The organism is Flavobacterium anhuiense (assembly GCF_004151235.1).
GTDB lineage: Bacteria > Bacteroidota > Bacteroidia > Flavobacteriales > Flavobacteriaceae > Flavobacterium > Flavobacterium anhuiense_A.
This window is the reverse complement of record NZ_JUIV01000015.1, coordinates 96,255-109,408: the sequence shown is the minus strand read 5'-3', so window position 1 is coordinate 109,408 and position 13,154 is coordinate 96,255. Positions and strand designations below refer to the sequence as shown.

Annotated in this window: 6 protein-coding genes; all 6 read right to left on the bottom strand. The window is 34.2% G+C overall.

All coding sequences use genetic code 11. The features are described 5' to 3' along the window. Window positions 1–9 precede the first annotated feature (9 nt). Complete coding sequence (locus NU08_RS16870; protein ID WP_129748282.1) at window positions 10–1,956, bottom strand: hypothetical protein; 1,947 nt, start codon at window positions 1,954–1,956, stop codon at window positions 10–12. A gap of 240 nt (window positions 1,957–2,196) precedes the next feature. Continuing rightward, on the bottom strand, window positions 2,197–5,892 hold the full coding sequence (locus tag NU08_RS16865) for a contractile injection system tape measure protein (protein ID WP_129748281.1): 3,696 nt from the start codon (window positions 5,890–5,892) through the stop codon (window positions 2,197–2,199). Continuing rightward, window positions 5,876–8,593 (bottom strand): hypothetical protein, encoded by a 2,718-nt coding sequence (locus NU08_RS16860; protein ID WP_129748280.1) that lies wholly within the window; start codon window positions 8,591–8,593, stop codon window positions 5,876–5,878. The genes NU08_RS16865 and NU08_RS16860 overlap by 17 nt, the downstream gene beginning before the upstream one ends. Then, window positions 8,593–12,318, bottom strand: a complete 3,726-nt coding sequence (locus tag NU08_RS16855) for a baseplate J/gp47 family protein (protein ID WP_129748279.1) — start codon at window positions 12,316–12,318, stop codon at window positions 8,593–8,595. The genes NU08_RS16860 and NU08_RS16855 overlap by 1 nt, the downstream gene beginning before the upstream one ends. Next, a complete protein-coding gene (locus tag NU08_RS16850; protein WP_129748278.1) occupies window positions 12,315–12,749 on the bottom strand; it encodes a GPW/gp25 family protein in 435 nt (144 codons plus the stop codon). Before NU08_RS16850 ends, NU08_RS16855 begins: the two co-directional genes overlap by 4 nt. After that, complete coding sequence (locus NU08_RS16845) at window positions 12,742–13,041, bottom strand: PAAR domain-containing protein (RefSeq protein ID WP_008469168.1); 300 nt, start codon at window positions 13,039–13,041, stop codon at window positions 12,742–12,744. Before NU08_RS16845 ends, NU08_RS16850 begins: the two co-directional genes overlap by 8 nt. Window positions 13,042–13,154: the final 113 nt, after the last annotated feature.

The following is a 13,154-nucleotide window of genomic DNA, read 5'->3' as shown; positions in this document are numbered from 1 at the left end:
GTTGAGGTGTTAAATGGTTGATGAAGATTTCAGATTTTCTTTTGTAGAATAAGGTATTGGCGTTGTGTTTTGCCAGTCAGAAAGACTGTTGGTGTATTTGGTTTTAGCGTTTTCACTGCCTTTGTAGTAAGACAACACAACAGGAATATAACTTTTATCCTCAATCAGCGGATTTCCAAAATTATCTGTAGTTGTAGTATCAATATGTACACTAAATTCTTGACCAGAAGCCGCTTTGTGGTGTTTAGCGCTGGTAAAATTACCAGCAGGAATGTTTTCTGCTAAATTTAAATTGAAGTAGAAAGCATTGCTGTTTTTAACTGGTTTAGGAGATTTCTCTTTAACATCTTTCAGTTTAGCATTCAAATCTGTCAATTGGCTTTTTGCAATGCGTAATTTTTCTTTAGCATCGGCCAAAGCACTTTTCAAACTAAGGCTTTTTTGTTTGTCCTGATCCGTTTCTTTATCTTTTTTAGCTCCGTCGGCTTGACTAGCAGAATTGTTTAAGGTTTCGATCTCTTCGTTAAGCGATTTAATTTCTGCGTCTACAGCTTTAATTTCTTCTTCTAACTCCATGGTTTCAATTTTGTACTCTAGAGTTTCCAAATCTTCGTTTGTAGCAATATCATCTGGATAAGGCAAGAAGAAACATCTGTAATCAATTTCATTTGCTTTTAATACATCTTCTTTATCGACACTAAAAGTGATTTTAGACAAATCTTCAGAAGCTTGCTCTCTAGAATTCGCTATATTCTTAGCATTTTTTAAAGTATAAGTTAAAGCAAACGTCTCAGAAGGAGCAGACAGATATTCATCAAACGTATTGATTTCTTTTTTGTAGTTTTCTGTAAAGATGATTAAAAGAAATGCAACATAATTTTCGCCAAGAACAAGAGGATCATTGTCAGAATCTCTAAGTTCTTTGTAGACTATAGATGATTTATATTTTCCTTTGGCATCTGGATTCTGAGAAGCAGGAATACTTTTGCATTGAGATGAATTGCCCACCAACAATTCTGCATTAGAAGAGCTAAAGAATGATTTTTTGCTGTCTTTTACCATAATGATATTATAGCTTAAAACGGGATTGGCCAATCCTTTGTTTTGTGTTCCTGGATCTCTGTCTTCTGGTGAAAAAGGACTTCTGTAAGCATCAAATGAAACGCTAAAAGTGCCTGCTGCAGGATCAAACTGTTTTGGCACTTCTACAACCAAATTTTGGTTAAATAATGCATTGTTATAGTTGTATGCTTTTTTAGAAGCATCATATTCTACCTCACTACATTTTATGGCGCCTTCTGCAGCTCTTGTGGCAATACTTGCTTTAGCTTTTGTGTCGTTATCTGTTGTTAATACAGCAGTCGTTGCTGTTAAATCAGCAGTTGTTACCTGCAATAAATTGTTGACAGAGGTATTCGTTAACTTAGCGCCGTCAGCAACTGTTGAGGTTGAAACTTCAGCAATCGACGCTGTAGATTCCATAGCAAACTGCGAAGTCTGTTCAGCGATGTAAGCCGTTTTGTTAATCAGATTGTACGCCTCAAGAGCCTGCTGGTAAATTTGAGTTCCATAATCTGCAGCATTAATAATGCTATAAATGCTTCCGATATCACTTGCCAAACGCACAATAGAATTTGAGGCAATTTGAATGTTAGAGGCACAAACCGCCATATTGCTAACGGCTTGTGTGACATACGTTTTTTGCTGATTTGCAGATAATAGCAAGTTGTCTGCCATGTTCTTATTCTTAACAACTACATTATTTATATGTTGCTGTTCTTTGTACATTTTGGTTGTTGCATCGAGTTTTTCCTGCGCAACAATTTCAGCTCCCTCGGCATAATAAAGAGTAAACATTGAAGTGCTCAATTGTGAACTCAATTGTTTTTTGGTCATCTCCTGACTTTCTAATGATGACAATACACTAGAATGCAGATTTTCATTGTAACTGTTCATAATAGTTTTTTTAGTTGATTAATTTATATTTCAAGATCGTATTCAATGGTTTTTGTTATTCTATTCATCATTCACAATCGGAATCTGATTTTGTCATTTCGACCGAAGGGAGAAATCACACAAGAAAATCCGTTTTCGTAATCGACAATCTTTGTCGATCAACTAGTGTGATTTCTCGTTCCTCGAAATGACAAAAATGTGCTGACTAACGTAAGCGTGAATGATTCTTAAAAAGCTGTTTCAATAAGGCCAAATGACATGCAAAGGCTTATCCATCCAATGGTATTTTATAATCGAAAAGGCAAAGGGAGATCTGTTGATCAAAATATCATAAGCTCTTTTGTCTACTGTAAGTTCCCATTTGTCTTCCAGTTCTACCAGAATTCCGTCGCGTACAAGCCAGTTTCCTCTAAAGCCATCTATGGAAGAATCTCCAATATCTGGCCAATGCGAAATAGCTGCTTGTATTAAACCGTTTATTAATTGCTTTTCCTGATCAGATATTTCTACAAAATCGGGTACTGTGTCTGTCAATGGTAAACCGCACAAAACTTTGTTCAACGGCAGATAAACCTCTTCAGTTTCCTGCATTCCCGTAATAACGTACTGTAAATACTGCACAGCTCTAACCTGATGTTCGTTGCTGATAAATTTTTTTTCTGATGTCAGATTCAAACGGTCAAACAGCATTGCGATATAATCGTTTAAGAGCACAATTCCTGCGTTTCTAACCACAATACCCTGCTTGAGGTTAGTTTTTGGTTTTTCTTTAATTTTATTTGATTCCATTTTTGATAGTATTTCGGTTTGTTTTAAAATTGGCGAAGTTTGTTTTTCTGTTCGAAGAATTTCTTTGAAACCAAGCTGTAAAGCTGGTGGAAAATGATAGATATATTTTTCCATGTCGGCCAAAAAGTTTTTCTTAGAAATTCCTTTTTTAGTCACCACTTCCCAGATTAGTTCATTCCATATTTTATCAATCGCGATAAGCCTCCAATTGTCATTGACAACAGCTTTTAAAAGTTTTCGAAGCAAAAGATGCTGCATTTCTTTAGAAGCCAAACCTTTGATGGTTACAGATCCCAAAACCTGATTGAACTTTTCTAGAATTCTCAAATACGATTCTCTGTTTTTATCCAATTGGCTTACGGCATTGCACAAATTATGAAAGCTGATATTGCGGCAAAGCCAATCCATTTGGGCTTCGGGAATAAATTCTTTTTTCATTATTCTAAAGAAAATCTGAGGCTCTTTTACCATAATGAAATTCAGAATATCTTTGATTTCTATTGTTTTAGAAATGCTGAAAACATTAGGAATCTGACGTTTGATAATAATGGAAGAAAGCCATTTGTATTTTTCTTTTTCTGATAATTCCTGAATTTCAAAAGATAGGTCTGAACTGATAGATTCTGAAATTCCATTAGAAAAAGTATAACTTGAATTCATTTCGTTTTCAAAAAAATGTTCTGATTCTGTTACAGAGTTTGCTGATTCAAAAGTTTTTGTTTCGTTCTGGAGATGTACTTTTTCTTTAGCAACAGTCTTTTTCAAATACAATTTCAGTTCTTTCTGAAGCAGTTTTTCAAATAAGATTTCATTGCCTTTATAAGACGAATATTTTAAAATTGTGTTCCAGAAAAGCTCGTTTAATTCCCAAGTAATTTTAGTTTTTGAAACCGATTTTACGCTATTAATAATGACAGCAGACGTTTTCTGAATCCATTTCTTTTTCAGCGCAACACCATTTGTCAAGAAATAATGCAATAGATTTTCGCTTTCCTTTCTGTCTTGTTTTCGCAGTTCTATAAAACCCGAATCATTAAAATTGAGAATCAGCAATTGTGCTAATTCCTGCTGATCTTGTTGCGATGTGTTCTGAATGAGCAATGCAAGCGCAACGGTATCAATTGAACTTGTATTTTTTAATTGATTTAAAAATGTCTTCTTGATAGCAACTCCAAAAGATTTAATTCGTTTGGACTGAATCAGTTTTGCGATAAACTGAAAATAATCGTTGCGTCTCGTATCGGTTACTTTTTTGGATAACTGAACGATAATAGTTTCCAGAAACAAAGAGGAATTATGTTCGGGATGAAACAGTATTTCCTGCATTCCGAGAAGTAATAAATTATCCGTCATCAATTCTTCTGGAAAATCATATTTATCCTTTTCGTTCAGGATTTCATAGACAACCTGAATGGTCTGTACGAGTTTTGTCTTTTTATAATTGGCAGTTTTTACCAATAATTGCAGCATTTCACGATTAAGAACCAGCGGAAGTATTTTCTTTAAAACTTCTTTATTTCCGTATGAAAGCATTACTTCAAAAGCCATTTTAGGATGCAGTAAAATCGTTCTAGTAAGTGATCTTTGCAAATCGATAAAAAAGACACTTTTGGTGCTGTTTTTCTGTAATTCCAGTTCTAATTTGGCAACAAGATTCTTAAAATGAACGGCTGGATAATTAGAATTATTACGGTTTATTTCCTTGCAGTAAATCGCATTGAGATTGGTATAAATGGTTGCCGAATTATTGTTTCTTACCGCCGCAGGAATTTTAGCATTGGTAAACATCGCCAATAAATGTTCGTGGCTCAGATTGTTTTTTCTACCTAATTCTTTAATGCAGAAAAGCAGAAACGCACTATTGTCAGCATTTTTATTTTTAATTAAAAAAAGCATTCCAATTTCCCATAAAGCCTTATTGTTTGTTTTGAGTTTAAAGGTTTGGCTCAGCTTGTTCAAATAAATTATAGATTCCATTTGAAGGAGCGATGGAGTAGTGTCTAATCTTGAAAAAAGTACTTTTAAAGAAGTTTCGTTTAAATCCTGAAGCAGTGAAGCAAGCAGGTTTTCTTCTTTCAAAATGGGCTGAATAAGGGCATTAAATTTTGTTTTGTTTTCAGTACTTAATGCCACAATCAATTCGTTTAAATTGTCTTTGTCTGCCTTAAATTTTCGGCTGTTTTTATTTTGAAGTAATTGTTCAAGTAAACTCCAATAATTTATCTTATAATCAGGTAAATGATTTTCTATTTTTTGTGTTTCATATTCCTGAGTCAGTATTTTTAGGCAAGCAATAAAATTGTTGTTTTGAGAAGTTTTATCAGAGAGTTTTACAATCGTATTTTCGATCAAAACAATCAGTTCTGCATAAGCAATATTGTAATGATTTGCCATTTGAAGAATACTGCTTTTCATGAAAGCGAGCTTATTAAATAGAGTCCCGCGTTCCAGCAGTAAAAAGTTAAGAATAAAGAACCAAAGATTCTTTTTGAAACTGATTGTACTCGTCTGGATAATAGTTTCCTTAACTTGAATATTTACCATAATCGAGCTAAACTCAATTATCGAACTGCTATTATTAGGTTCCAGAGCTGCAATTATTTTGGTTATATTTTTTTCGTCAAACTGCCATGCAATTCGTTTTCTAACTTCTTCATGCGTCATTCCGGTTTCCTTGATAATCGCAATAACCTCAGCAAGATTATTCTGAAGCAATTCTGCCATAATTTGGTTTACAGAACCTTCTTTGTTCTGATAATTCCATGGCAGATAACCTTCTAACAAAAAGACCATCAGATTTTCCAGAATCGATTTTTCTTTATTGTAAACCGCGATTCCGTTTTGCTTCTGACTATTTTGATACAGAATTAATTCGGCTATTTTTTCTCTTAATAAATTCCGTATTTTTCGACTTAAGTCAAATTCGAGATCGCCATAATCGCAAGAGCCAAGATCAAGTTCCAGAGATTCAATTCGCCAGCTTTGTTCCTGCGGACATAATTCATTAAAAATAGTGGCGACTTCTCTAGGCAACGAGATTTTGCTCCAAGCGCTCAAGCGTTCCTGAAGTCTGTAACTTTCTTTTTTCTGGTCAAAAGTTGTGTCCCACTTTAGACTCGATACAATATGGCTATTTATTTCTTCCATTTTTTGTTCCTAAAATTGAGGTTAAACTATTGATCAAATTCACTGAAGAAGTCTCAGGATTTGTCGTTTCTAAATCATTTTCCTGTTTATTGAGTAAATCCTGAGTATTTTTAAAACGCAAGCTATCATGCCAGCCACTGTAATTTGGTATTAGAGTTTCCAGTTCTTGAAGACTTACAAACAGACATTCGCATTTTATGTTTGTTGGAAGGCATATTGAAAGAAACAGTTTTAAACGTTTTTTGAATTCAGGAGTTTGCAATTCTGGGATAAAATCAGGAAACATTAAAATTGCATTTTTCTTAAAAAGTTCATCATTGATTGTAATGATTCCGTTTCCAGAAGAAACCGTAATTCGAAATGCATAATCTGATAATTTACTTTTTGTATAATCAGGAGTTATTACAGTTTGAGAATCGCCAGAAACCAAAAGATATTTCTCCGAAGCAAACTCCAAGTAACCATTTTGAAATTGAGCATCCAAAGCAGTTTGGTTCAGACTATTTAGGATATAATTTATATTAGTTACTGATTTAAAATCAGTATTTTGAATTGTGTAATTTAAATTATCACTTTGCTTTACGATTTCTATGTTATATTTTAATTGATTTAAAAGAATAGAGGTTTCAATAAAGATGCTGCCTTTTCTTTTTTCTTTAAACCAATATACTTTTTGTATAGTTTTATTGGCGTTCAATTGGTCTTCTATAGAATGTTGTGAAGCTTCAAATTGAGCCGTAATAAAATTGTTATATATATTTTTTAATCCGAAAAGGAGATTCAGTTTTAACTCAAATCCCGAAAAATTGCTGAAATCGGTTTTGCTTAATTTTTCTTTTTTATTGAGATGTTCCGATTTAAAAATAAAATCAGACGTGTTTTCATTGATGTAATCGTAATGATCGTTTTTAATATTGAGATTATGAGTCGGAGTTATTTTTGAAGCAATTAGAAAATTGCAGGCTTTAATTCTGTTGTACGTTAATAAATCAAGGTTTTGCAGATATAGACTCTTCAAAATGATTTGATCTTTTTTCTTATTTCCAGTATAAATTGTACCAGCAATTATGGCATCAATAACTTTAGGCGATTCGCCGTGTCTCGCAAGCAAATGATCTAAAATTGTATTTCTTCTTTCAAAATTGACATCTTCTTCCTCCATGATTTTCATCATTCCGAAGATGTAAGCATTGTAAGGATCTTGCTGATATTCTAACCAGCTTTTTTCTTTTAGTTCTTTTTTAGTTTCGTCGCCATAAGTGTATTCAAAGACATTATTGTTTTTTAATAAAGGCTTGATATGAGGAACATTGTACAGTGACTGATAAAAATAGCTTGGAGAAAACATTTTGTATGGAACAGGATATTCTAAATGTTTTTTCTCATACTTATCTTTTAGCGCATAAAAAGCATCTTTGTCTGAAGGCGAACCGCATACGGAATTGGTAAAAGAAAATAGTTTTGAAACATTGGCCAATTGCGAAAACTGATTGGCTAAAACCTGATCAAATAGAGTTAAATAGCCTTTTAGCTGGCGTGATTGCGCGACTTGTATGGGAGTAGAATCGTCTTCTATTTTATCATCGCCAATGCCATATTGCTGCGGAAATGTATTTTGGATAGAATAATAGCTATTAATGTCTCTAAAACTGCTTTTAGGCAATTTTATAGCAGGTTTGTTATTTAAACTTATCGCTGTTTCTTGATATTTACTGAGATTAATTTGCAACGGGCTTAAACCATCAGTTTGCACTTCTTTTCCGTTGCTGATTAACAATAGTTTTTTTTCTCCATAAGAAGCCAGAATATCTATCGCTATTATCTGACTGATAGTCGATTGCAATGCTTGAACATGATTATTGTTCTGATAAAGTTGGACTCCTAAAACTGAAATAATGCCAGCTACAGACTCAATTACTGGAATTAGATCGATAGTTTTGAGAGTATTTTTTTTATCTAATATAGATTCGCTTAAAATCCAGCCATTTTTAAGATAAGGCCCATCATATATTTCGGCAGCATTATATCCATCTTCTTTTAGAGCATCATAATTTACCTGAGCTATTTTCGGAAAAATATAAGTGCGAATTTTGTCTTGCAGTTCTAATAAAATGGCTTGTTCGTCTGCGTCTTTTTCAATTTCAATTTTTCCGCCAATCAAGCAGTTTTGTGGCTGCAGAGCAATTGGCATATTAAAAAGTTCGCCAATATTTCGGCTTTGATTAAGGTAATAAAATGACGATTTACAAATAGTATCGCGCTGAATACTATCGGTAATATCGGGATTTATATAAAGATATACTTGATATACTCTGCTAAACGGCAGAAGATTGTCATTGTAAGTCACTATTTCAGCATTATAAACTTCTTCGATCCCGTCAATGATGTATTTTTTGTAATCATCAATTGTATACGGCGAAGTAGTCAAGATTTTATAAGGAAGATAGAACTGATTCTCGATTTCCATTTTCCCTGTAGAATCGGTCAAAATATCAGGAATAGAAAAATCGGTACAATAACCTAATTCTGTAAGCGCATAACAAACCTGATCCAAAATGGTCATTCCAGGATCACTCGGATTAAAGTTGGTCCATTCTGTACTAATATGATTTTGGATATAATCAATAGCTTCGTCTTTCAGGAAATTAAAATCCTGATGCGGCGGAAGCTGTGTTTTTGTTATTTGATTATTGGTATCCATTATATCAGATTTGAAATATTATGATTGGGAGCAGAAACTAAAAGCGTTGCTTGTCCGTATGGCATTAAAGTTTTTTTTTCGCTTTTTAAAGCGGTTTGCACTCCTGAAACGGGATTGATGTAATAGCTTGAAAAGGAAACATTCTCAACAGAAAGAACGCCTTCAATAGTTTGAACGAATGTGCTCACTTTGGCATCAACAAGCGGTTTGTCGATTTCGATTTCAGAGGGGCAATTGGAAATCCATGGCGATAAGTACTTCTTTAAAGCTAGATTAACATTTTTGTTTACCAACGTTTTTTGATAGTTTGGATCGACTATAATGGAGATATTGATGCAAACATATTCCAAGTTAAAATTGGAAACGTTCAGATTTATGAACGGCGACGAATTGGCGTTTAAATATTGTTTTACCTGAATCTCAATTGAATTGGTTACCAAAGGAATAAAAGCGTTTGAATCGTTATCTGATGCTATTTTTTTGACTAAATAAACATTAGTGCTGTTGTCGCTTTTTTTAGTAACTACTTTTGAATAGTATACGGTATCAAATTTTTCGGCAATCAGCGTATAATAATCGGTTAGCGTACTGGCTCTGTTTTTGGTTTTAATGCTATTGCTTACTCTTTTGTTTCTATCGGTTTTGTCTTCCGCGGCTTTTCCTCCAAAAGAAGCGAATGGCTGAATGATTGTGCCTATTTCTGGAATCTTGGTTTCCGGTTTTGTGATTGCATTAGCCTCTATCTGCGGACTTTGTGTATCGGTCAGAAATGAAGTTCCTGTTCGTTGTACACTAAAACTGTTGGTTTGCATAAAAGTGGTTTTAGAAAACGAAGCAAGATTGCCAGTAGCCGCAATAGAAATCCAGTTTTTGGTTCCAGGCATTATCGTGCTGTTATTATTGCAATCTGCCGGAATAGGAATTTCTATAATTCCAGAGCATCTAAACTGACTTGTCTGATCAGATAATGGGTGAATGTTTTTCCACCCTGAATCGCTTAAATAATAATACATAATACCATTCTGATTGGTAAGTGCAGTTGAATTTCTGGCCAATTCAAAATAGAGATTCAAAGTGCTGTCGCAAATGAGATTATCCAGTTCAATAAAAAGTGCTCCATTATAGTTGAAAGAAGGATAAAGCGGAAAACCTTTTGCGGCATCGCTTTCAGAACTTCCAATGATTTGGGTATTAAATGTATTGGTTTTGGTTTGGTCAGCTGTTTCACTATCAAATACGGTATAGTTTGTAAAAGGAGCATAAATAAAATACTGCAGCGGATAATCGCCAACCGTACCATCAAGTTTGTAGGTTACGCTAGCATTATAAATAGCTGAAAAGGATTGTATTTTTGGAGCAAACGGTACATTGGCGGCAGCAATAAAATCTTTTACTTCCTTGTCTTTTGCCATTGCAAGTTTATTGCCGTTTTGCAAAGCTATGCTAGCTACAACATTTGCATACAATTCTGAGCCAAAACCGTATTCCGGACTGGACAAAGTCATTTTTATAAATCCCGATGAACTTTCTTTTGTAAACTTTAAAGCTTCTTTTTGGATGTTTGGATCGGGTTTCCATACTTTTGCATTAGTTCCTGTAGCACTTGAAATTGAAAGAGGTTTAACATATATATAGTAACTGCTAGATGTATTAAGAATATTATTTGGAACTCCTAATAGAAAAGGGTCAAATAAACAAACAGGCTGTGGAATCTCATCAGTTGGAATGAATACTTTATCAACGTTACTCTTTTCAATTTTGGTCATTTTCAGACCTTGCCATGATTTGTCCTGCATAATATTGAAATTGGCAGTAAAACTGGTGTTTGTGAATTCGCTTGGAAAAACAACAGCCTCCTCAGGTTTAGATAATATGCTTCTAAGTGTGCTTCCAAGTCCTGTTTTTGGAGTTGTTTTAGTTGGATGCAGGTATTCATTATATTGCTGATAATACATTTCAAAATTGGCTGGCCTTTTATCCCAATCTATTTCTACAATAAAACTGTCTAGAGGTTTGCTTAAGATTTCATTGTTTCCGATAATAAAATTGGCATTCACTAACGGAATTGGTCCAAAAGGAGTGTAGGGATTTTTTGTGCTTAATTCCCCAAAATCATTATACAATTGAAAGGTTTTTACCCCCGTTACTTTTAAAGCAATAGTTATCGAAGTAATTTTAGGAGGTTCTTGCGGATTTGGAACATTCTGAAATAAAATTTTCATCATTGGCCAATCGCTTTTTAGTCCGTCAGGATTAACCAAAAAAGGTTCGATTGAAGCTACAGTCGCGTCAAGAACTATCTCTATCGTAAAAACAGTATTTTGTTTTGTTGCATCTGCTGTAAAATCTGCTGGAGCCAAATCCAATTTTAGCCATTCTTTTTGTGTACTCAAAAAATAACTGGCTTCTTGCAGGATTTTTATATCTATGGAAGAATCAAATTCCAAAGTCAGGTTTACTGTTCTTTCTCCTTCGCGCAATAATAACATTGGTGAAGCAAATCCAATTCCGATTAAAGAAGGATTTAGAGAAAGGTCATCTGAACCGAAAGTTTCCCAACTGATTGCTTTATTTTCTGCGTCTAATTGAATTTCTGTTGGCTTATCAACAGTTTGTAAATTATAAAAAGCATTGTTTTTATCTTGATAAGAAAGCTTATGCACGCTTGCAATTGCAGCAGGATTTAGGTTTACATTTTTTTGAGAAGCAAACAGAATAGGATTTTTTTGCGCATCGACGCCTGCATTAAACAAAGTTCCGGCTGGCAAAGTAAATACAGATGTTGGCTTTGTAAGCGTCGCACACAAAAACGTGTGATCGGCAACTGCAGGGAGTTTTGTCTGTTTTAGAATATCTCTATAATAAAAATCAAGATGTTTTTCAGAAAGACCATTCATGCGATCTTGCTGTACTTTTAAAATATTTACAAAAGAGCGCAAAAGAACGGTGTCTGGAAAATGTCCTTTTTGAAGATTTAATTTCTTGAATTCTTTTCCCGCATGATGAATTATGGTTTCTAAAAACTGAAATAGCTTATCTCCAATTTTTGTTAGAATATCTAGACTAAATGCCGTTATTGAACTTGTTTCCTGTAAAACGGAATGTTCTGTTTCAAATCCGAAAACCTGCCAAAAAGGAGTTTTGTCTTTATTGATATACCAAATGCTTTTGTCAAAAGAGTTAAAATCTTGCAGAGGCGCTGAAGCAATAGACAAACCATCAATAGCTAATTTGTTTAAATATTCTCTAAAAGACTGAATTGCCCAGAAATCAATGCTTAATCTTGTTCTAACTTCTTGTAAAATATAAGTTTTAAGATCGTAGATTTCGCTATTTCTCAGCATATAATGCGTCCAGCGTTCTATAATTTTATAAATGGCCGTAATGCGGTCAAAAAGATTGTTTAAAGCATTTGAATGCGGAATTCCGCCGTTTTCGTTTTGAACTAATCTTTGAATTTCAGTACAGCTATTTTTATAATCTGAATGTAGTTTTTTGTAATTTGTTTTTGAAATTGAAGCCATCAGAAAGACAGGATCTTTTAGCAAAAATGGACTCCAATTGCCATGAATGGTATTGCTGTCATTATAGAAATTGATCAATTTGCTGAATTCTGTCAAAAAGTACAGCCAGTCTTGCTCGGTTCTTCCGTCTATTAAACGCGGATTCGGAACGAGTGCTTCGTTGAGAGAATTTATAGCGCTATTTTGATCAATTAAAATCATTTTTTCTTGTCTAAGTTTGTTCCTTCTTTTACATAAAATGGGAATACATAGTTGTGTCTTGTATTGGTTTTTGAATAGATGTAGCTAATCAGTATTTCTATTTTTCCGTTTGCAACATCAGTCGATGCAACTTTTACATCCTGTACCAATATTCTAGGCTCGTATCGCAGTAAGGAAAACTTTATGGCTTCAATAATTTCGCCTTTAAGCGTGCTGTCAATTTTTCTAAACATAAACTGTTGTATTCCAGAACCAAATTCAGACTCAAGAGTGCGTTCGCCTTTTCGGGTATTTAGAATAACATGAATAGATTCGTTGATGTTGGTTTCATTAGCAGATAGATTCAGCATATAATTATCTGCAGAGAAAGACACGGGAAATGCCCATCCTGAACCTAAAAAGGCAGTTTCAGTATGTTCCAAATTATCCACCGATCATCACATTAAATGCTCCTAGCATAATTGAGCCTCCGTGGGCTGTTGTATCTCCCATTCTTGCGGCTGGCATACCGCAAATCATAACTGTCGCAGATCCTTTTATAATAGAATCTGGTGGTCCTACACAAACCAGTGTATCGCCAACTTTGGCTGCTGGTAATCCGCCGATTAAAACAGTTGGCGCACATGGTCCTACTATTGGTCCGCCTACATGCGGAACTGGTGGCACTCCAGGAGTAACCATAGGACATTGATGAAAGTCTGTAAGTCTTGCTGCTGGTGGCATAGTTTTTTTTTGTTTAATTGGTTAATCGTCTATTTGTTTAATCGATGCTGTGTAGCTTTGTCAAAGTTTAAAACTTTGATAAAGCTTAAATTGTAATCATTCGCAATTCATAA

Coding starts and splice junctions, on each gene's coding strand:
- NU08_RS16870 (WP_129748282.1), bottom strand. CDS start 1,956: ATGAACAGTTACAATGAAAATCTGCATTCTAGTGTATTGTCATCATTA.
- NU08_RS16865 (WP_129748281.1), bottom strand. CDS start 5,892: ATGGAAGAAATAAATAGCCATATTGTATCGAGTCTAAAGTGGGACACA.
- NU08_RS16860 (WP_129748280.1), bottom strand. CDS start 8,593: ATGGATACCAATAATCAAATAACAAAAACACAGCTTCCGCCGCATCAG.
- NU08_RS16855 (WP_129748279.1), bottom strand. CDS start 12,318: ATGATTTTAATTGATCAAAATAGCGCTATAAATTCTCTCAACGAAGCA.
- NU08_RS16845 (WP_008469168.1), bottom strand. CDS start 13,041: ATGCCACCAGCAGCAAGACTTACAGACTTTCATCAATGTCCTATGGTT.